The following is a 20,191-nucleotide window of genomic DNA, read 5'->3' as shown; positions in this document are numbered from 1 at the left end:
GGTGCCTCACGGCGATGCGAGCGAGTGGACAATATCGTGCAGACCTGCGCGCCAATCCGGCAAGTCGTGCCGGAACGTCTGCGCGAAGGATCGGTTGTCGAGCACCGAGTAGGCCGGACGCCTGGCGGGGGTGGGGAAATCGGCAGTTCCTATGGGCCGGACCACGGGCCGCCGGGCTAGCAGCCCGGCCACGATGGCTTCGTCGAAAATGGCATCGGCAAAGCCGTGCCATGTCGTCTCGCCGCTGGCCGTCAGGTGATAGGTGCCGGTCAGGGAAGACCTGTCGGAAGCTGCCATGCACCGATCGATGGCCGTGAGACTGCCTTCGACGATGAGGGCCGTGGTGGTCGGTGTGCCTCGCTGATCGGCCACGACCTTGAGTTCGTCGCGTTCCGCGCCAAGGCGCAACATGGTCTTCAGAAAGTTATGCCCGACCGGGGAATAGACCCATGCGGTACGGAGAATGAGGTGATCGGCAGCGCTGGCCTCCAGTCCGCGCTCGCCCGCGAGCTTGCTGCGACCGTAGGCTCCTTGCGGGCCCGTGTCAGCATCCGGCTCGTAAGGCGACTGGGCATCCCCGGCGAACACGTAATCAGTGGAGTAGTGAACTACCAGCGCGCCATGAGCGCCGGCCCAGCGTCCCAGCGTACCGGGCGCGTCGCCATTGACCGCGGTGGCCATTGCCTCGTCGGCTTCCGCTTTGTCCACGGCGGTATAGGCGGCGGCATTGACGATGAGGTCGGGACGTTCTGTATCGAGGACTGCCAGCAGCGCGTCCTGGTCCGCAAGGTCGGCCTGCACGCCGCGGATGCCTTCAGGCGCCCGGCCGTCACGGGAGGCGGCGACGAGCGCACCACGCGAGGCGAGGCCGCCGTGCGCGATGAATGTCTGTCCCAGCTGGCCGTGAGCGCCGAGCAACAGGATCTTCACGCCCGGTACTCCGGTAGCCTGGCTTCGGGAACATCGGCAAGAAGGGGAGCTTTCCCGTCCTTGTCGGACAACAGCGGCGAAGAGAGCGGCCAGTCGATACCGATGGCCGGGTCGTCCCAGCGTACGCTTCCGTCGGCCTTGGCGTCGTAGAGATCGGTGCACTGGTACGAGAAGGTCGCGTGCTCCGATACGACGCAGAAACCGTGGGCAAAACCTTCCGGTATCCAGAAGTGCCGGTGATTTTCCGCCGTCAGCATCACGCCCGCCCACTTGCCGAAGGTTGGCGAGCCGACACGGATGTCGACGGCCACGTCGTAAACCTCGCCTTCGAGCACGCTGACCAGCTTGCCCTGGGGATGCGGCCACTGATAATGCAGGCCGCGAAGAACGCCTCGTGCGGAACGCGAGACATTGGACTGCACGAACTTTCGCTCGATGCCGGCCTCGCAGTACTTCGCTTCGTTATAGCTTTCGTAAAAGAATCCGCGAGCGTCGCCGAATACCTGAGGCTCGATCACCACGCATCCCGGCAGGCTGGTTTCAATGAACTTCATCCGACGTAACCCTGCTTGATCAGATTCTGCAAGTACTGGCCATAGCCAGTCTTCGCCAGCGGCTCCGAAAGCTTCAGCAGCTGCTCGGCATCGATCCATTTGTTTACGTACGCGATCTCTTCGGGACAGCACACCTTCAGGCCCTGCCGGTTCTCGATGGTCTGGATGTACTCGCCGGCTTCCATGAGCGATTCATGGGTGCCGGTATCCAGCCATGCATAGCCGCGGCCCAACTGCTCGAGGTGCAGTGTGCGGTCGTCGAGATAGCAACGGTTGAGGTCGGTGATCTCAAGCTCGCCGCGGGGCGAAGGCTTCAGCGACGAGGCGAACTCAACGGCGCGATTGTCATAGAAATACAAGCCGGTGACGGCATAGTTCGATTTCGGCTTCGCCGGCTTCTCCTCGAGGCCAACTACCTTGCCGGACGCATCGAACTCGGCCACGCCATAGCGCTCCGGGTCCCTAACCCAATAGCCGAAGACCGTGGCACCGCTCTCGCGGGATGCCGCGCGCTTCATGCGCTCGGTCAGGCCCACGCCGTAAAAAATGTTGTCGCCGAGGACGAGGCAGCTCGGGTCGTTGCCGATGAAATCCTTACCGATGAGAAAGGCTTGCGCGAGGCCATCGGGGGAGGGCTGAACCGCGTAGGTGATATTGATGCCCCACTGGCTGCCGTCGCCGAGTAGGCGCTTGAACAGCGCCTGTTCGTGCGGCGTATTGATGACCAGCACGTCCCGGATGCCCGCCAGCATGAGCGTGGCCAGCGGGTAGTAGATCATCGGTTTGTCATAGACCGGCAGGAGCTGCTTGCTGACCGCATGGGTGATGGGGTAGAGCCGGGTGCCCGATCCGCCGGCAAGGATGATGCCCTTGGTAGTCATGCGCCGAGTCGCTCCAGTTTGTAGCTGCCGTCGAGGATGCCCTGCACCCATGGCTTGTTGTCCAGGTACCACTGGACCGTGGCCCGGATGCCGGCTTCGAAGGTGTGGGCCGGGGTCCAGCCGAGTTCGCTCTTCAGCTTGCTCGCATCGATCGCGTAGCGGCGGTCGTGACCGGGGCGATCGCGGACGAAGGTGATGAGGCTCTCATGTGCCCGGCCGTCGGCCAGCGGCGCGACCTCGTCGAGGATCGCGCAGATGGTCTTGACGACCACGATGTTCGCGCGCTCGGAGTTGCCGCCAATGTTGTAGGTCTCGCCCACCCGGCCAGCCTCGAGCACGCGACGGATGGCGCTGCAGTGGTCTTCGACAAACAGCCAGTCACGCACGTTCATGCCGTCGCCGTAGACCGGGAGGGCCTCCCCGGCGAGCGCTTTCTGGATGACCAGCGGTATCAGCTTTTCGGGAAACTGGTACGGCCCGTAGTTGTTCGAGCAGTTGGTCGTCAGGACCGGCAGGCCATAGGTATGATGGAAGGCGCGAACCAGGTGATCGGAGGCGGCCTTCGATGCCGAGTAGGGCGAGTTGGGAGCGTAGGGTGTGGATTCCGTGAAATAGCCCTCGGCACCCAGCGAACCATATACTTCGTCGGTGGAGACGTGCAGGAAACGAAAAGCTCCGGCGTCCGCGTCCTTCAGGCCACGCCAGTAGTCGCGGGTCGCTTCGAGCAAACCAAGCGTGCTCACGACATTGGTTTCGATGAATGCCGCCGGGCCGTCGATGGAACGGTCTACGTGGCTCTCCGCAGCGAAGTTGACGACCGCATCGGGACGGTACTCTGTCAGAAGGTGGATGACGACGTCACGGTCGCCGATGTCGCCTTCCACGAAGTTGTGTTTGGGATCATTCTCAATGGACTGAAGCGTCTGCAGGTTGCCTGCGTAGGTCAGCTTGTCGAGGTTGATCACATGCAGACCGTCGGCTACGGCCTGAAGCACAAAGTTCGCGCCGATGAAGCCGGCACCGCCGGTGACCAACAAAGTTCTCATGCCACGGTCCGAGACTGTAAAGGGTCCGATTTTGACATGCCGGGACCGCCTATAGATCTTTTTTATGCTGAACGGCGGACCCCTCCAAATAGCACTTAACGAAATGTTAAACTGTGAGCAGGTGTCCACTAAGATACTGCCCCGATTCCATTCACCGGCTCCCGCCCGTCTGTAGAGGATTATGTCAATGAAACGTTCAAAGCCCCTAGGACTGGGGACCAGGGCTATCCACGCGGGGCAGCAGCCGGACCCATCGACCGGCGCCATTATGGTGCCGATCTATGCCACCTCGACCTATGTACAGGAGAGCCCGGGGCGCCACCGGGGATATGAATATTCCCGCACCCAGAATCCGACGCGAATGGCATATGAGCGCTGCGTTGCGGACCTGGAAGGAGGTGTGGCCGGCTTTGCGTTCGCGTCGGGCCTCGCCGGAGCAGCTACGGTGCTCGATCTTCTCGACTCGGGCAGCCATGTCATAGCGATGGACGATCTGTACGGTGGCACCTTCCGGCTGTTCGACAAGGTACGCCGCCGATCTGCTGGGCTCGATTTCTCCTTTGTCGACTTAAACGATGCCAAGGCTTTGCGGGCCGCCCTACGCCCCAATACACGGATGATATGGGCGGAAACACCGACCAACCCGATGCTTAAGCTGGTGAACCTTGAGGCAGTTGGGGCGTTTGCCAGCAAGCATAAATTAGTCTTTGTGGTGGATAACACTTTTGCATCGCCCCTCGTACAGCGCCCAATTGAGTACGGTGCTGACCTCGTGCTGCATTCCGCGACGAAATATCTCAATGGGCATTCAGATATTGTTGGCGGTTTGGTTGTGGCCGCGAAGCGTGAGTTGGCCGAAGAGATGGCATTCTTACAGAACTCCACTGGAGCGGTTGCCGGGCCATTCGATTCCTTCTTGGCGCTGCGGGGTCTCAAGACGCTGCATCTGCGCATGAAGGCGCACTGTCAATCCGCACTGGCTTTGGCATCTTGGCTCGAAAGGCACCCAGGGGTGTCGCGCGTGATCTACCCCGGACTTAAGAGCCATCCCCAGCATTCTCTCGCACGCAAGCAGATGACCGGCTTCGGCGGAATCATCAGCATCGAGGTGGGCGGCGGGCTCCGAAAGGCTCGAAGGATGTTGGAAAGATGCAAATTGTTTGCCCTGGCTGAGTCATTGGGCGGGGTCGAAAGTCTGATTGAGCATCCTGCGATCATGACGCACGCTTCCATTCCGCCAGTCACGCGGCGTCGACTGGGCATCAGCGACAGCTTGGTGCGCCTTTCTGTCGGAACCGAGGACGTCGATGACCTGCGTGACGAGTTGGATGCCGCACTCCGATGATGCCTATCCCTGAGCGTCGTCGTGCAGGTGTGATCTGGTATCTCACAGGCGGCTTCCTTTCCATTTTCGCCAATCGTTCGCTTTATGCGCGATTAGTGGACCGTGATGTCAGGATCCGATACAAAGGATCGGTGTTGGGAATCTTTTGGGCGCTGCTCAACCCACTATCTCTCCTGGTCGTGTTCTCGTTCGTATTCGGCATTGTTCTTAACGCGAAGTGGGGTGTTGGTGGAAGAAACTTCACCTTGGTACTTTTTTCAGGGTTGATACTCTTCACATTCCTGGCTGAGTGCATCAACCGCTCACCTCTTCTGATATTGCAAAATTCGAACTACGTAAAAAAGGTCGTTTTTCCGCTTGAGCTGCTCCCGGGGGTCGTACTAGGAAGTGCGGCGATCAATCTGCTGGTGTCATTGCTCATTCTTGCAGCAGGCGAATTATGGTTCGGCGGCGGAGTGCCTATCACATGGATTGCCGTCCCTCTCGTCCTTCTTCCATTTCTTGTGCTGACATATGGCGTTATATTGTTCCTATCATCTCTAGGGGTGTTCATTCGGGACCTTGCGCAGGTGACTGGGATCCTCACGATGCTCTTGATGTACCTTAGTCCGATACTATTTCCAATCGACCTGGTTCCCCTGCAATTCAGGCCATGGCTGTCCATCAACCCGCTTACGTTTCCTGTAACACAGTTGCGCTTGATCACGCTAAGTGGCAACTGGCCGGATTGGATTGGATTGCTTTGGTATTCCTTTGCAGCGATATCAATATGTACTACGGGATTTTGGTGGTTCTGGCGCACGAAGAACGGCTTTGCTGATGTTGTCTGATATCGCTATCGAGGTTACCTCGCTCTGCAAGAGTTACTCGATTTACGAGAGCCCGGCGCACCGTTTGTGGCAAATGCTGTTCCGTGGACGGCGAAATTTTTTCCGTGAGCACGTCGTTCTCCGGGACATATCGTTTTCCGTGGGTCGAGGTGAGACGGTTGCCCTGATCGGTCGCAATGGGTCCGGGAAATCTACTCTGTTGCAGATTTTGTGTGGGACGCTTGACTCCTCGGCTGGAACTAGCCGGGTGCATGGTCGCGTGGCTGCGCTATTGGAGCTTGGCGCGGGTTTCAATCCGGAGTTCACTGGCAAGGAAAACGTCTACATGAGTGGCCAGATCCTAGGCCTCTCGGAAGATGAGGTTGACGCTCGATACGGCGATATCGAAGCATTCGCCGACATTGGGGAATACATTGATCAGCCCGTCAAGACGTATTCAAGCGGCATGTTCATGCGCTTGGCCTTCGCAGTTATCGCACATGTAAATGCGGATGTCTTGGTAGTCGACGAGGCCTTGGCTGTTGGCGACGCGTATTTCGTGCAGAAATGCATGCGTTTCCTGCATGGATTCAAAGCGCGTGGGGGGACATTGCTCTTTGTCAGCCATGACAGTACGACTGTAACGGCATTGTGCGATCGTGCAATCTGGCTGCATGACGGGAGGGTTCGCCTCGACGCAAACCCGAAGCAAGTTACCGAAGCCTACCTCGCGGATATGTATAGAAGTGATCAGGGTGGCGACGAGCAGCTGGCGGTAGCGGAAAAGTCGTGGAGCAAAGACATCGCGGATAACGGCGAGAGACTGTCTTCTATGGACGATTTCATCGATACACGACGCGACTTCATTCTTCATTCGAATCTTCGAAATGACCTGGAAGTGATCCAGTTCAATGAAACAGCCGAGAATTTTGGCAAGGGGGGGGCAAAGGTCACTGGTGCAAAATTGCTGGACGACCGCGGCTCTCCCCTTCGCGTGGTGATAGGAGGCGAGGCGGTATCATTGGTTGTAGCAATACGTGTCAAGGAACGACTGTCCAACCTTATTGTTGGATTCCTCGTCCGAAATAAACAGGGAATCTCTCTGTTCGGTGACAACACCTATCTGTCGTACGTAGATCAGCGAGTACAGGCGGAAGCGTCAGATGCGTGGGTGGCTCGATTCGACTTCCGAATGCCGGTACTGCCAGCGGGCGAATATTCGATATCGATCGCCGTTTCCGATGGCAGTCAGCAATCCCACATCGTGCATCAATGGATGCACGACGCCCTGATCTTAACCAGTCATTCCTCCAGCGTCAGTACCGGCCTGATCGGCATTCCCATGCATAGGATCAGTCTCTCCCGAACTGCCTAGCTACCTGTCCACTTGTACCACTCGAATTACGGTGCTCTGGCACTTCGCTACACCTGACTCTGGGGTGCTCATGAGTGACAATTTCGAGGCGTCGGTGGTATTTATTGTTGCTAGGTTAGCTCCGGGAGCGCCCCTTATCCGCCCGACTACGCGCCCGTCGACCCTTACCTCAATAGGATCGGTTTCGTCGCAGGAGCTCGAGCCCGGGTATGGCCGGAAAGTGATGCTTCTGGTCTTTCCGTCCAGTTGTAGAACGACGGCTGCATCGGGGGTCGGGGTGGCGTCAATCAGGAGGTCTTGGGGGGTCCAGGATCCCCGATGTCCCTTGACGAGCGAGTGAGTGAGCATCTTTGCGATTGCGTTGGGCTTGAGCGGTGCGCGTGAGTGCAGCACCGGATCGGAGTTCCTGAGCCAATTCCACGCAGAAGCTGCGTAATCAGTCTTCAATCGGTCAACTGCCGCCATCCCGTCTTGCTCTGCGATCAGGCCGATAGCTCCGTTAATTGCGAAGAGCTGCGACCGTGGCAGGTGCGCCGTATCGAGAATCCAACCGGGTATGAGGAAGCTAGCTGTCGGCGGTGGCCGGTCATCGCCTGGGATGTTGGACCAGACAGCTACAGGCGGCATATGCCGCTCAGGTGGCTGGCCGTCCTTGAAGCATCGCGACGAATATGTTTCGGGCAGCCCCGGTAGATGGTCCCCATACAAAACAGCGATTGCGGGTCTTCCGCGTTTCGCTAATTGCTCTGTTAGGTTCCGCCATGCTGCGTCCGCCTCCTGAGCTCTTCCTGTGTAGTCATCCAGTTCGCTTGTGCCATGGCCACCCCATGGCCCATGGTTTTCCATGGTGATGACGAAGATGAACGAGGGCCCCTTATCTGCATCAATCTCGGATAATGCTGCCGTCATGAGAGCCTTATCAGTTACATGCCCTCCGGCGCCCACGTCGACACCTGAAAATGAACGTATGTCGATAAATGAATCGAAGCCCATCGCGGGAAATGCATAGCTACGTCTCCAGAAATTCCGGTCGTTTGGGTGAATGGCGATGGTTCGGTAACCCAGGCGGCTGAGTTCGCGAGGCAGGGCATTCAGGGAGCCCGGAATCAGATCCAGGTAGGAGAAGTTAGCATTCGGGAACATCGCGACCGGAAGCCCAGTAAGCGTCTCGAACTCCGTCTGTAACGTCCGCCCGCCGAACACAGGCACCATAAGATCGCCGTGACGCCCCGAGGTGATTGCCGGCAACTGACTGTCGTCATGCGTACCACATAGTGTTGACGGATCGAATAGGGACTCGCTCTGGACGATAACGATATCCGGCGTAATGGTATTCGCTCGAGTTAATTTGGCCTCTGCATTCCGAATAGGCAGCGAAGAAATTAGTCTTTGTTGACTGTTCGGATCACCTGGTGGTGCCACCGGGGCCGAGGCGCGCATGCCATACACGATGTTCGCCATTACCCCATAGAGAGGTGTCTCGTCGGTTTGCTGAAATACATTCCACTGGGGATCAGTCGGTGCTATGCCTCGCGCAGAAAAGAGGAATGTGGCAAAGATTGCGAGAGAACCGACGGTGACAAGCAGGCGCGCGACCGCGGGTGCTCTGAGCTTATGCCCTTTCCAAGCGAATACCAGAGTGGCGACGGTTACGGTGAGGCCGATTACAGCGTGCCAAGGCGACTTGACGATGAACCCAAAGACAAGCGAAGGGTCCAACAAGAGCATCGGAACAATGTGCGAGTCCGCATAAATGACGTGCGCATGCAGGACAGAAGATTTGACGCGATCAGCGTAAACGAGAAGTGCGTGAAAGCCGCCCGCGATAAGAATCGCAAAAAGGGCTCGTCCCGTCGTTGCGGATAATGCGACCGCCAGCAATGCCACGAAGAGCGCATTCACTGACTGAATGGCCAAAGACGTTCCTACGGAGACGTAGGGGTCCACCTTGAGAACAAGGAGCCATGTAGCAGCAAATACGCACACTTGCACAGCTGCCCAGATGGCCGTTCGCCTAACACTCGCCTTCAATTTGTCTCCCCCCCCTTGAGCGGTATCCACCGCAATATCTTCGGTTCCGGCGCCTCCGCACCGGAACGCGTACCTCAGCGTCTCGCTAAGAGCCGCTTTATCTTGGCAGCCACGCGCATGGAGCGCGAGGTGAGTATCGCCGTCTTGGTGGCTTCGAGCTCTTGGCCGTTCATGGCCCAAAGCATCGGAAACCCATTGCGTCGCCCAAGAACTATGCTGATGAATCGCAATGGAGCGGTGATCTGCCAGGACCGGCTATGTAGTAGCCCGTGAATCTCCTCGCGCAGGCAATCCTCGTACTGTTCTGTCTCATGGAGAGCATCCGGGGCGGGGCCGCGTCGTCCGCCGTGTCTCGCATGATAATCTGAAAGAAGTCGACGTATCTTCGCCGCGCTACCCTCCGGAAGAAGCAACGGAATTGCGTCGAGTTTTCGCCATATGGCGTGATGATTGTCTAACCATTCCTGTTTGGTATGCACCGTGAAGGATGACTCGGCACCATCCCACTGCCGATAAATCGATGTGATTTCGTCTGATGATGAGGTGCCACAGACGGCCACCGTACGCATCAGAAAATCCCAGTCCTCGGTAGTTGTTAGCGATTCATCGAACTCGATGCGGAGATCGGCAAAAGCGGAACGCGGGAATGCCAATGACACTGGCGGGGTTGCGTTTTCGATCAGATGGTCGAGGTAGTCAAACTTAGTTGGGTAGCAAAGCCGAGGCGATCCCACGGCCCTAACGGCCTGAGTCCCTACGCTGGTCCGCACGGGTTGCCACAACTGCGCGACGTTCGCGGCGCGCAATACAGTGCCCGGCGCCTTGTCAGCCAGCTTTTTGAATTCTTCAACCCAGTGGCCGAGAACAACATCGTCGTCGTCGAGGATCGCGACGTATTCTCCCCGCGCTTCGCGAAAGCCGACATTGAGCGGTCGCGTACGATTGCCGGAATCTATCTTGATTAGTCGTATGCGGTGTCGTAAGTCGGAGTTTGTGTCCTCGATAATTCGCTCGACAGCAAGGCGCCCACTCTCGGTGAGCTTGTGACCAATGACGCAGACTTCGAAATCCGGATCGGACTGTGCCGAAAGACACAATAAGACATCTCGCAGCGTGTCCAGTCGACGGCCTTGCGTTCGCGTCACTACAGTGAGAAACGGACGCGGCTTGGCTTCCTCATGTCTGACATGCCCCCGTCCTTTGGATGGGCCGGGAAGCCAGAGCCGAATGAACTGGTTCACCCGATCATTCGAATCGATGGAGGCTCGCAATGTGCCCAGGAATCGGTGAAGAGACGACGATGTAGCGATGGCTGGGTGGTTAGCTGGAAAGTGTTGGTCGCTGATCTCCACGAAGACATCATGGGAGGCAGTTTCGTGCCAGCCGGCTTGGTTCATCATTGCACGCAGCCCATCTTCCGTGAAGAAATGCACGTGCGTATAGTCGAGCAACCCTTTAGGGGTGTAGTCCCATTTTCCGAAAGCCAGCTTGAATCCGACGTCTCTGTGCGCAACGTTGGGTACGGATGTCACCAGGGAGGCGTTGTGAGAAGCTGCGATGCGACGAAGCATCGAGAGTACATCAGGGCCATTGGGGAGGTGTTCAAGCGTATCAATAATGGAAATAGATGCTACGCTTCGGCCGGCTACAAGCTTCAGAATCTGCTGTTCGGTTTCTTCGACCCTAGTAAGGTCGGCCCGATGTGCATCGAAACCGCGCCCCCGTAGAATCTGGAGAGCGTCTTCATCGATATCGAAACCGATGTACTCGCGGGCAAGGTCGTCACGGATCGATTCGGCAATCGGCCCAACGTTGCAGCCAAAATCGAGATGTAGCCCAGTTGCTCCGGCCGTATGTTTCGATAAGAGCGTGACAACATGTCCGTAAACGTTGTCGTGATGAAATGGATTCTCGTACAGGGCCATGTCAGAGCTCGAATCGGTGTTTAGTGTAGAAGGGGCCATCGAAGACCGAAACCTTGTGACCGGGATCTATCGGAGCGGGCAGGCGTCCTTCCTCCTTACGCTGCAAGAAATTTGCTGCTGCAAGCCGGATGTGATCCTCCGGTGAGTCTGCGAATTGCTTGAGTAGATCCTTCAAGATCCCTGGGCGCGAATACTTATGCGCCATAAGGAGCGCGGCCTCCGCAGAGTAATAGCGCTCAGAGTGCGTAGGAGCCCAGCGCCCCCTCTTGTCGAGTCGCTTATCGTGGAAGGCGGTGGCTGAAGGTTGGTAGATGATCTTGTAACCTTCAATCCTAGCCCGCCAGGAAAAATCAACATCATCGCAGTAGAGGAAGAAGGACTCGTTATCGAAGCCGCCCAATTCCTGGCAAACGGCAAAGGGAATGAGGGCGCAGGCTGTGGTGGCCCAGCCGGTCTCCCCTGTAGATCGGTTGTATTCCTTTGGATGTTCGATCGGCAGCTGGCGTGCCTCGACCATCGCAACCTTGGTGTCGAAAAGCGGGCGAGCCAATTCGATCAATGCATCGGGTGCTAACATGACATCGGGGTTCATGATCAACACGCTATCTACCGCCACGCCTGCCGTTAGCGAGTTGGCGGCTGCCGCGAGGAGTGTGTTATGACCCAATGCAGAGCCGAGGTTGGAGTCGAAGAAGTGATATTCGATGTTGGCGATGGCATAGCACTCACTCTTAAGACGTGCGACATCTTCGTCAGAAAATAGAGGGTGTGGTGAGCTGTCGCCGTAAATTAAAGTGACGGATTCAGCGGCACCGGCAGCAATGGCCAGGTCTGCTGCACGATTCAGATGCTTGACGGTCGTAATGATCCGGTCCAGTTCGTTACCGTATAGAACAGAGTGGACCCGGATATGTCCTGCGCTGTGTACTGGCGGCTTACCGAAATTCATGCGGTCGCTATCTCGTTCAAGTTGTCGATCCAGGTGCAAAGGCGCCTGATACCCTCTTCGGCTGTGACAGCAGGAGTCCACCCGAGTTGCTGAGCGGCGAGGTGAATCCGGCATGCAGCGTGACGAACATCACCGTTCCGGTACTGGCCAGTAATATGAGGCGCGGGTGCGTTGTAGATATCGGCGGTGATTCTGGCAATGTCCGCAATGGACAGAGAGGCTCCGGTGCCGATGTCTGCAAGGACCCCGGTTCGTTCTGTCAACGCGGCGCTGACGATGGCACGCGCGACGTCATCGATGAACACAAAATCTCGCAGCATGGCCCCATCTTCATAAACGGGGATGCTTTTTCCGGACTTGGCGAGGCGAGCGAAGAGGGAAACGATCCCTGTGTAAGGATTCGTCAAAGACTGTCCTGGCCCGAAGACGTTTTGCAGGCGGACGATGTTTACTGAGGAGCCGAACGATAGCGCCCACGCGTTCAGAATGTGCTCTTGGACGAGTTTGGTTGCGCCGTAGATGCTCGTGGGGGCTGGATGGGTTGTGTCCGCGCTGAACGGCTGCGCACGCAGGCCAGGAAAATCCCATGTTCCAGACTCGAGCATCGCGGAGGACCGCTGTCCCGGGTAAATGTTCATTCCCTCGGCGTTTGCCCATGCACCCTCGCCATAGACAGCGCGACTGCTAGACAGCACAAACCTTTGCGGACGTATCTCGTACCGCGCCAGCGCATCGAGCATCTGAGTCGTGCCGACAACATTGACACTTGCGTGACGCGATCCTTCCGTCAAGGATTGTCCGGTTCCGGTCTCGGCCGCAAGGTGAATAATCGTGTCCGGCTGGATATCCGCGAGTAACTCCTGCCACATATTCGGTTCTGTCACATCCCCGAAGTGGAGGACTACTTCCCTTGCCAGGTTCTCTGGCCGCTCTCTCTTCTTGTGAACCTGCGGATGCAGGTTATCCACGGCAATGACTTTGTCGAAGTTCTTTACGAGCTCATGGGAAATTGCACAACCTATGAAGCCGGCGCCTCCGGTGACTAGGCAGGTGGTCATCACTTGGTCTCCTCAAGAGAAATTTTCAGGTCATCCATGCGGGGGCGGGGTTTGAGAGATAGCATCGGCTTTTCAATGTAATGCCACGAAAGCGCCGCCAGCGCCAAGGCGATGGGAAGGCTTACGAGTGCGTTCTGCAGTGCGGTAAGTGTATTCTGGGTGAAATGATTTACTGACTGCTGAACGAGGAACCCATAGAGGTACAACCCGTACGAGAAGTCTCCAAAGCGACCAGCCTTGGAAAGAAACCGGTGCGATGACATCGCCAATGACAAAGTGCAATAGGGCAGCAAGAGGAATAGAGCAAGTTCCGACGTCGCAGCAGCAGCAGGAGGAATCAAGGCCACCAGAATGGCGAGGAAAAGTGCCATGACGGGATCGAGAAATCGGTCGAGATTGCAAATTTTGATGGTTGCGCCAATGAGGAAGTACGGCGCGACATCGAGTGCGCTTATAAGGTCGCTTCCGTAAAAGACCGGATGAGCCTGCGGGGGTGAGATGCGAACGAAGTTCAGGTTTAGTGCGCACAACAAGGCCGTTGCAAGGACGATCACCACTTTCTTGTTTATAAGCCTGCCTGCGACTAGCAAAACCGGGAGCAACAAATACATCGAAAACTCGATGGGAAGGCTCCAAAGCGATCCATTGACCGCGATGGGATAGGCGTTGTTTGCGAACAGCCCTGGCAGGTCATAAACCGGCCTCAGGAGCACGTTGTGAAAATAGCTATAAGTATGGCGAAAACCGAAATACTCCCCCAGAGACAGTGTGGTCATCAGGGGGCCGGCAATGAATACTGTCAGGACACAGATTGCAAAGAGTGCGGGGAAAATTCGCAGCGCCCGCTTTCTAAGATAGTGAGTCGGTCGTGGATCAAGTATCCAGCTCGTGCAGATCAGGTAGCCACTGATGACAAAGAATATCTTCACAGCGAGGGCCTGCACGGAATTCCCCAAAAGCGCGGGGCCTGCAGTCTGGCTCAGTGGATGGGCATGACCGAAGATTACAGTCGCCGCCGCTAGAAGCCTGACGGCGTCAAAGTTGTTTTCCCGGTGCATGAGCGGTTCCTTCGGCGAGCGCCAGTTTGGCAGCAGCTGGTTAACCCTCGATTCTACCAGCTAATTTGTCGGCTAATCGGCTTCTCGACAGGCAATCCTCGTCGCGCCATCGGCTGGTCCCGTTCGGTTCGGCCGCTCTGGCTTGCTTGCACGGATCGTAGCGGGCTTGCGCAGCAAGCCATTCTCGTCGGGCGGCGAAGCAGCATACGGGGGAGTTCTATTCTCGCCGTTGGTGAGACCGGGTGGCGACCAAGAGGCGGGAATCAGCTGATTCCGCCACCCTGGATGCCTCATGCAGGAAATCCACATCAGGTGGCCACCCGGTGCAAGCGGCAAGGTTAGAGCGAAGCTTCCAATTCGGGCAGTATCTTGAACAGATCCCCAACCAGACCGATATCCGCAATCTCAAAAATAGGCGCTTCGCCGTCCTTGTTGATCGCCACGATCGTCCCGGCATCCTTGATCCCGGTGAGATGCTGGATCGCGCCCGAGATGCCTACGGCGATGTAAAGCTCGGGGGCAATGATCTTTCCGGTCTGGCCCACCTGCATCTCGTTCGGTACGTAGCCCGCATCGACGGCGGCGCGGGAGGCGCCGACGGCGGCACCGATCTTGTCCGCGAACTTGTAGATGATCTCGAAGTTCTCCTTCGAACCCACGCCGCGGCCACCGGAGACGACCCTCGGGGCGCCCTGCAGGTCGGGCCGGTCGCTCTTGCCTTGCTGCAGACCCACGAAGCGCGTGTACGAAGGTAAGGCGACGTCGAGGGCAAGCGCCTCGACCGCGGCCGAACCGTTCATGGCGGCCGCCGGCCAGGAAGCCGTGCGGATCGTCGCGACGACCGTGGACGATGCATCCACCTCCACCGTCACAATGGCGTTGCCGGCGTAGATCGGGCGCGTGAAGCTGTGCGGGCCCTCTACGGTCATGACATCGCTGACCTGGGACACGCCGAGCAGGGCGGCGACGCGCGGGGCGATGTCCTTGCCGAACGTGGTGGAGGGAGCGAACACATGGCTGTAACCCGCGGAAGCCTTGGCGATTTGCGGGGCGAGAACGGCGGCCAACGGATGCGCGTTCTCCGCGCGCGCGACGGTGAGCACCCTGGCCACACCGTCGATCTTCGCGGCTTCGTTGGCGATGGCCTCGGGTGCATCGGACAACACGATGACGTCGATGGCTTCCGGCTTGACGGCGGCGGCGGCGCTAACGGCGCGAGCGGTCGAGGCATTGAGCTTGCCGTCCAGGTGTTCGGCGATAACGAGGATCTTGGTCATGTCGATTCTCCGGTCGGCTGCCTTACAGCAGGCCCTTTTGCTTGAGGGCCGCGACGAGCTCGGCGGCGTCTTTCACCATCACGCCCTTGCTGCGCTTGGCGGGAGCGGTGTAATGGGTGGTCTTGATGTGGTCGGCGGCGTCGACACCCAGCGAACCCAACTCAATGACGTCGATGGGTTTCGACTTGGCTTTCATGATGTCGGGCAGCTTGATGAAGCGCGGCTCGTTCAGACGCAGGTCCGTCGTGATCACGGCGGGAAGGTCGGCCTCGATCGTCTCCAGGCCGGCGTCCACCTCGCGGGTCACCGTGGCTTTGCCGTCGGCGATCTCGACCTTGCTGGCGAACGTGGCCTGCGGGCGGTCCCATAAGGCTGCAAGCATCTGGCCTGTCTGGTTGGCGTCGTCGTCGATGGCCTGCTTGCCCAGGATCACCAGGCCCGGCTGTTCCTTCTCGACCAGCTTGAGGAAGGTTCGCGCGGCGGTCAGGGACGACACGGCATCGGTGCTCTGCACATGGATGGCGCGGTTGGCGCCCATGGCCAGGCCGTTGCGCAGATGGGCGGTCAGGTCCGCGGGACCGATGCCCACCACCACCACTTCTTCAGCCACGCCCTTCTCGCGCAGGCGCAGGGCCTCTTCGAGGGCGATGTCGTCGAACGGGTTGGCGGAGAGCTTCACGCCGTCCGTGACCACGCCGGTGCCGTCGGGCTTCACCTGGATGCGGACGTTGTAGTCCACGACGCGCTTGTAGCCGACCAGAATCTTCATCGAAGGTCCTCACATGAATTAGGTATTGCGACCCGCCATTCTAGCGGGTCGGGGCTCCTCGGGGATCAAGGCGAGGGTTCCGCGTACCTGAACTGGATGGATGCCGGCTCACCCAGCACGTCGTTGGCTTCCACCGTGCGCAAGCCACGCTCGGAGACCGCCAGGGCGACCATGCGCTCCAGCGCATGGGCCAGGCTGCCGTCGACCTGGCCGGCCTCTTCCTCGAACTCCCAGTCGCACAGGTCCATCTCGAGCAGGGGACGGAGGGCGTCGACGCGTGCCCAGAACATGCTCCCGGCGATGAAGCGGTCTTCGCGGCGTTCCTTGCGGCCCATGCGGTCGTCCAGCCGGGCCATCCAGGCCGCGTTCGCTCCGACGTAGCCGGCCAGCTTCAGGGCGTGCGCGTCCGGCGCGATGGCCCCCAGGCCGGTGTCTCGCTGGAAGGCTTCGAGGAGGCGCGTTGCTCGATCGGGTGCCGTCAGCGTCGCCAGGAGTTCGCGACGCCAGCGATCACCGTCGGCGCGATGTTCGGTTCGCTTGGTGTGCAGCTTCAGTACGATCCGCGTGCCGTCGAGCGACAGGCGTGCCAGGACCTTCAGGAAGGGCAGCACGTCTCGTCCCCGGTTGGGCAGTACGACGACCTCGGCATCGACCCCAAGCCGCGCAAGTTCGGCCCCGACAGCCCGTTCGCGCTCCGGCACCGTGGTCACGACGATGCGCCATGCGATGCCCGTGTCGCGTAATGCACCGACGATCTCGGCAAGCAGGTCCACGTGCCATGCATGCACCACGGCGCAGGGCGCCGGATCGGACGGCAGGGGAGCAAGTGCGGCGCGCGTGGCCTGCAGCCACGCGTGGCCACGCAGCGCATCAGGCTCCAGCACCGCACCTTCCGCCCATTCGTTCCAGGCATTAACGAAGACCAATGGTGCATCGGGCGATCGCCGGCGTGCGACATCCACGCTCTCGCGCAGCCACGTCGAATAACGCGCCGGACTCGCATGCACGTACGTGCGGCCTCGTCCGCTGCGCCGCGCCTCGTTGTCCCACCCCGGGTTCACGCCGGGATAGAGGCGGTAGGCAGGATCGGGACCGATAACGGCAAGTTCGCGCCAGTCGAGGACTTGCCCGGCGTAGTCCGGGTTGATCAGTGTTCGCCGGGCGGTCACGGGTTCGAGAGACGTATTGTTCGGCGGGAACGAAACGGCCGCGTCGAAACCGATATCGCGAGGATCGACGTTGTCGAAACTCTGCACGTAGGCGAGATGAATCTCGCCGATACCCGCGTCACGGCACCATGCGCGCCAGCGTGCCGCAGTGGCAGCCGCGTCCGGCAACAGGCCCGGTCGGTACACGAGCAATACGGGCTTGCCTTCGACGCGTAGATAGCGCGGGTCGCGCAGGTAATCGGCGACATGCGCGATGAAAGCCAGATCGTCCTCTGGACCATGATCCTGGCCGATCAGGATTTCCTCCGACCGTCCGTCCCAGCGGCGCGACCAGTTCTCGTTCGCCCAGCAGAGGCAGATCGGCAGTTCCATCGAAGGGTCGGCGAGCCACGCACGCAGCGGCGCTTCGAGCAGGGTCTTGCCCGCGAACCAATAGAAGTAAGTACAAAACGCGGAGATGCCGTGCTCGCGGGCGAGCGTCATCTGGTCCCGCATCGTCTGGGCCAGACGCAGGTCGTAGAACCCGAGTTCGCCCGGCAAGCGGGGCTGCAGGTGTCCTTCGAACTGCGGCAAGGCGCGTGCCACGTTCTTCCATTCGGTGAAGCCCGTACCCCACCACAGGTCGTTCTCCGGGATCGGATGGAACTGGGGCAGGTAGAAGGCGACGACGGTAGCGGGCAGTACGCGCGGCAGTACGCCGGGTTGTGGCGCCATGTAATCGATGGCCCGATGTCCGGCATGATCGAAGGCACGATGCGCCGACGCCCCGCCACTCCTTCCACGCGGTCCGTCGGGAACAAGATCGGCATGGCGCTCAAGGAACTTCCGGCGCCAACGGTCGCGCGTCGCCGGCGATAGCGGGGCGAGGCGGAAGCCCATGCGCAGGCTGCGGAAAACCAGGGAGCGGATCGTTTCGTTCACGGGCATGCTCAGGCGATGGCTCCCCGCAGGGCTTCCCTCGCCGCCTCCGCGGAGAAGTGCGTGCGTACGTTCTCGAGGCCGTCTTCGGAGACGCGCAGCCAGAGTGCCTCGTCGTCGCGAAGTCGTCGATAAGCATCCGCGAACGCATCGGGCGTATCCGCGACCAGCACGTCCGTGTCGTGGGCGAGGCGCATACCTTCCACAGCGATGGTGGTGCCGATGACCGGTAGGCCGTGACTCATCGCCATGTTCACCTTGCCTTTGACACCAGCGCCAAAACGCAGCGGAGCGATCGAGGCCAGTACCGAATTCATGAGCGGCGCAAGGTCGGGCACCCGCCCGAGTATGTCCAGACCCGCCTCCGATAATGCCCGGCTTTCGCTGTCCGGCACGTCGCCGGCGACGAGGATCCGTACGTCGGTATCGACCCGGCGCAGGGCGGGCAGGATTTCCTGCGCCATCCAGCGCATGGCGTCGGCATTGGGCGGGTGGCCATAGCCGCCCACGAAGAGCAGGTCGCGTCGCCCGGCAAAACCGGCCTCGCGTCCGTACACTTCGTGGATGTTGGACAGCAATTGCACGCGTGCCGTCGGCAGCAGTCGAGCCAGCAGTTCGCGCTCGTAGTCGCTTACGACGAACGTCGTGTCCGCGTTCTCGATAAGATCGAATTCATGGCGACGGGTGGCGTCCGCCTGACGGGCGAGCGCGCCGTTGCCGCTTCGTTCCGCGGCGCGTTCCTCGCGCAGGAAGTGCAGGTCGACTGTGTCGAAGACCAGCTTCGCTTCCGGCGCGTGACGTCGAACGAAACTCGCGTACTGCCCCGCTACCGTATGACGGCAGAGGATGGCGGCGCGCAGGTCCTTGCCGTTGGCGGCCAGCCATGACGGAAGGCTGCTTACCCAAGGTTTGATGAGCAGTTCGATGCCCAGTCCGCCGAGTTCGCGAATGACCTGCTCGTCGGCATGTCCGTCGTCCGGTGCGAAGACAACGTGCCAGCCATCGTCCAGCAGCAATTTCATCATGCCGATGAGCCGGAGCGACCCGGAATCGCGGGAAGCATCCGGTGCCACTGTATCGGCGACGAGCACGGTGCCTCGCCGCCGTCGCCTGTCCACGATTTCCAGCGACGTTCCCGGAGCCGGTTGCAGACGCAGCGCCTCGCGCCACTTCTCCGCGAACTTCGCCTGGTTGATGGCCTGGAAGCGCTTCATTCCCGTTTCGACGATTCCGGCAGAACTGACACCTTCCGCATGGATCACGAGGCTGTCGGGCACGTACCAGACCGAGCGGCCCGCCGCCCTCGCGGCAAACGCCAGGTCGGTATCCTCGTAATAGCCCGGCGCGTAACGCATGTCGAAGCCGCCCAGCGACAGGAAGAAGTCGCGCGGTATGGCCAGCGAGGCTCCGGAGACATAATCCACGGTGCGCGCATAACGCAACGAAGGATCCTTCCGCGAGGAAAAGCGGCCGATATTCCAGGCCGACGCATCGGAGAACACCCAGGCACCGGCTTCCTGCAGTCGACCGTCGGGGTATACGAGCTGGCTTCCCGCGATACCGGCTTCTGGATGTAGCTCGAAGCATCGGAGCAAGGCTTCCGTCCAACCTGCGGTGACCTGAGTGTCGTTATTGAGGAAAACGAGGTACTCGCCGCGCGCCGCCGCCGCACCGGCATTGCAACTGCCGACGAATCCCAGGTTGTGTTCGTTGCTCAGCAAGCGTAAGCCGGATACTTCGGCCAGCACGGCCGGGGTGTTGTCCGGCGAGGCGTCGTCCACCACGATCACTTCGAATGGATCGGTCGGCGGGAAGTTGGCTATCGACCTCAGGCAGGCCAGGGTGTATTCGATCTTCCCATGCACCGGAATGACGATCGACACCCGGGGCGTGTTCGATGTCGGCAGGGACAGCGACGAGAACGCCGCCTCCAGCGGCAACAGACTCAACGAATCGTCCACATCCGGCCGCCGCCCGAAATCCTGCGAAATCCGCCCGATCGTCCCGCGCCATCCACGCAGCGCGATACTGGCACGCACGCGTCGCGCCATGCTCATCAGGCGCTTGTAGCGCCAGGAAATCGGGGTCGACACGTGA

General features: G+C 59.6%; 16 protein-coding genes. 3 read left to right on the top strand and 13 right to left on the bottom strand.

Annotated features, from left to right (window positions below):
• Positions 1-6: 6 nt before the first annotated feature.
• Genes rfbD through rfbB form a run of 4 tightly spaced genes read right to left on the bottom strand, consistent with a single transcriptional unit; the run spans position 7 to position 3,411 of the window.
• Positions 7-930: a dTDP-4-dehydrorhamnose reductase gene (gene rfbD / locus HBF32_RS09925; protein WP_166699470.1), complete on the bottom strand. Its 924-nt coding sequence runs from the start codon at positions 928-930 to the stop codon at positions 7-9.
• Positions 927-1,484: a dTDP-4-dehydrorhamnose 3,5-epimerase gene (gene rfbC, locus HBF32_RS09920; protein ID WP_166699469.1), complete on the bottom strand. Its 558-nt coding sequence runs from the start codon at positions 1,482-1,484 to the stop codon at positions 927-929. Before rfbC ends, rfbD begins: the two co-directional genes overlap by 4 nt.
• Positions 1,481-2,365, bottom strand: a complete 885-nt coding sequence (gene rfbA / locus HBF32_RS09915; RefSeq protein ID WP_166699468.1) for a glucose-1-phosphate thymidylyltransferase RfbA — start codon at positions 2,363-2,365, stop codon at positions 1,481-1,483. Before rfbA ends, rfbC begins: the two co-directional genes overlap by 4 nt.
• Positions 2,362-3,411: a dTDP-glucose 4,6-dehydratase gene (rfbB, locus tag HBF32_RS09910; RefSeq protein ID WP_166699467.1), complete on the bottom strand. Its 1,050-nt coding sequence runs from the start codon at positions 3,409-3,411 to the stop codon at positions 2,362-2,364. The genes rfbA and rfbB overlap by 4 nt, the downstream gene beginning before the upstream one ends.
• A gap of 187 nt (positions 3,412-3,598) precedes the next feature.
• Here rfbB and HBF32_RS09905 point away from each other — a divergent pair, with 187 nt between their 5' ends.
• From HBF32_RS09905 to HBF32_RS09895, 3 genes are read left to right on the top strand one after another with little or no spacing between them, the layout of a single operon-like run.
• Positions 3,599-4,756, top strand: a complete 1,158-nt coding sequence (locus HBF32_RS09905; protein ID WP_240147813.1) for a trans-sulfuration enzyme family protein — start codon at positions 3,599-3,601, stop codon at positions 4,754-4,756.
• Positions 4,753-5,586: an ABC transporter permease gene (locus tag HBF32_RS09900; protein WP_166699465.1), complete on the top strand. Its 834-nt coding sequence runs from the start codon at positions 4,753-4,755 to the stop codon at positions 5,584-5,586. The genes HBF32_RS09905 and HBF32_RS09900 overlap by 4 nt, the downstream gene beginning before the upstream one ends.
• Positions 5,576-6,940, top strand: coding sequence for an ABC transporter ATP-binding protein (locus HBF32_RS09895; protein WP_166699464.1), 1,365 nt, complete (start codon positions 5,576-5,578; stop codon positions 6,938-6,940). Before HBF32_RS09900 ends, HBF32_RS09895 begins: the two co-directional genes overlap by 11 nt.
• On the opposite strand, the gene HBF32_RS09890 is transcribed toward HBF32_RS09895, so the two are convergent.
• The 9 genes from HBF32_RS09890 to HBF32_RS09850 form a co-directional block, all read right to left on the bottom strand.
• Positions 6,941-8,857, bottom strand: coding sequence for an LTA synthase family protein (locus tag HBF32_RS09890; RefSeq protein WP_166699463.1), 1,917 nt, complete (start codon positions 8,855-8,857; stop codon positions 6,941-6,943).
• Between the two features lie 188 nt (positions 8,858-9,045).
• On the bottom strand, positions 9,046-10,896 hold the full coding sequence (locus HBF32_RS09885; RefSeq protein ID WP_166699462.1) for a methyltransferase domain-containing protein: 1,851 nt from the start codon (positions 10,894-10,896) through the stop codon (positions 9,046-9,048).
• Position 10,897: 1 nt separating this feature from the next.
• Entirely contained in the window at positions 10,898-11,845 is a 948-nt protein-coding gene (locus tag HBF32_RS09880; RefSeq protein ID WP_193570349.1) for a glycosyltransferase family protein, read from the bottom strand.
• Positions 11,842-12,903 carry an NAD-dependent epimerase/dehydratase family protein gene (locus tag HBF32_RS09875; protein WP_240147812.1) on the bottom strand — a complete coding sequence of 354 codons (1,062 nt, stop codon included), beginning with the start codon at positions 12,901-12,903 and terminating at the stop codon, positions 11,842-11,844. The genes HBF32_RS09880 and HBF32_RS09875 overlap by 4 nt, the downstream gene beginning before the upstream one ends.
• Positions 12,903-13,961 (bottom strand): acyltransferase family protein, encoded by a 1,059-nt coding sequence (locus tag HBF32_RS09870; protein ID WP_166699460.1) that lies wholly within the window; start codon positions 13,959-13,961, stop codon positions 12,903-12,905. Before HBF32_RS09870 ends, HBF32_RS09875 begins: the two co-directional genes overlap by 1 nt.
• Positions 13,962-14,299: 338 nt before the next feature.
• Complete coding sequence (locus tag HBF32_RS09865) at positions 14,300-15,238, bottom strand: electron transfer flavoprotein subunit alpha/FixB family protein (protein WP_166699459.1); 939 nt, start codon at positions 15,236-15,238, stop codon at positions 14,300-14,302.
• A 22-nt stretch (positions 15,239-15,260) separates the two neighbouring features.
• Positions 15,261-16,007, bottom strand: a complete 747-nt coding sequence (locus HBF32_RS09860; protein WP_166699458.1) for an electron transfer flavoprotein subunit beta/FixA family protein — start codon at positions 16,005-16,007, stop codon at positions 15,261-15,263.
• 65 nt (positions 16,008-16,072) lie between these two features.
• On the bottom strand, positions 16,073-18,103 hold the full coding sequence (locus HBF32_RS09855) for a glycoside hydrolase family 99-like domain-containing protein (RefSeq protein ID WP_166699457.1): 2,031 nt from the start codon (positions 18,101-18,103) through the stop codon (positions 16,073-16,075).
• Between the two features lie 2 nt (positions 18,104-18,105).
• Positions 18,106-20,187, bottom strand: coding sequence for a glycosyltransferase (locus HBF32_RS09850; protein WP_338039760.1), 2,082 nt, complete (start codon positions 20,185-20,187; stop codon positions 18,106-18,108).
• Positions 20,188-20,191 lie beyond the last annotated feature (4 nt).

The sequence above is a fragment of the Luteibacter yeojuensis genome, from assembly GCF_011742875.1.
In the GTDB taxonomy this organism is placed as follows: Bacteria; Pseudomonadota; Gammaproteobacteria; order Xanthomonadales; family Rhodanobacteraceae; genus Luteibacter; species Luteibacter yeojuensis.
This window is presented reverse-complemented; position numbering and strand designations above follow the sequence as displayed.

What these genes read in the sequence shown, in the direction of transcription:
- HBF32_RS09900 (WP_166699465.1), top strand. Translation starts at nt 4,753, where the DNA reads ATGATGCCTATCCCTGAGCGTCGTCGTGCAGGTGTGATCTGGTATCTC.
- HBF32_RS09880 (WP_193570349.1), bottom strand. Translation starts at nt 11,845, where the DNA reads ATGAATTTCGGTAAGCCGCCAGTACACAGCGCAGGACATATCCGGGTC.
- HBF32_RS09885 (WP_166699462.1), bottom strand. Translation starts at nt 10,896, where the DNA reads ATGGCCCTGTACGAGAATCCATTTCATCACGACAACGTTTACGGACAT.
- HBF32_RS09905 (WP_240147813.1), top strand. Translation starts at nt 3,599, where the DNA reads ATGAAACGTTCAAAGCCCCTAGGACTGGGGACCAGGGCTATCCACGCG.
- HBF32_RS09895 (WP_166699464.1), top strand. Translation starts at nt 5,576, where the DNA reads ATGTTGTCTGATATCGCTATCGAGGTTACCTCGCTCTGCAAGAGTTAC.
- HBF32_RS09875 (WP_240147812.1), bottom strand. Translation starts at nt 12,903, where the DNA reads ATGACCACCTGCCTAGTCACCGGAGGCGCCGGCTTCATAGGTTGTGCA.
- rfbC (WP_166699469.1), bottom strand. Translation starts at nt 1,484, where the DNA reads ATGAAGTTCATTGAAACCAGCCTGCCGGGATGCGTGGTGATCGAGCCT.
- HBF32_RS09870 (WP_166699460.1), bottom strand. Translation starts at nt 13,961, where the DNA reads ATGCACCGGGAAAACAACTTTGACGCCGTCAGGCTTCTAGCGGCGGCG.
- rfbB (WP_166699467.1), bottom strand. Translation starts at nt 3,411, where the DNA reads ATGAGAACTTTGTTGGTCACCGGCGGTGCCGGCTTCATCGGCGCGAAC.
- HBF32_RS09865 (WP_166699459.1), bottom strand. Translation starts at nt 15,238, where the DNA reads ATGACCAAGATCCTCGTTATCGCCGAACACCTGGACGGCAAGCTCAAT.
- HBF32_RS09855 (WP_166699457.1), bottom strand. Translation starts at nt 18,103, where the DNA reads ATGCCCGTGAACGAAACGATCCGCTCCCTGGTTTTCCGCAGCCTGCGC.
- HBF32_RS09860 (WP_166699458.1), bottom strand. Translation starts at nt 16,007, where the DNA reads ATGAAGATTCTGGTCGGCTACAAGCGCGTCGTGGACTACAACGTCCGC.
- rfbA (WP_166699468.1), bottom strand. Translation starts at nt 2,365, where the DNA reads ATGACTACCAAGGGCATCATCCTTGCCGGCGGATCGGGCACCCGGCTC.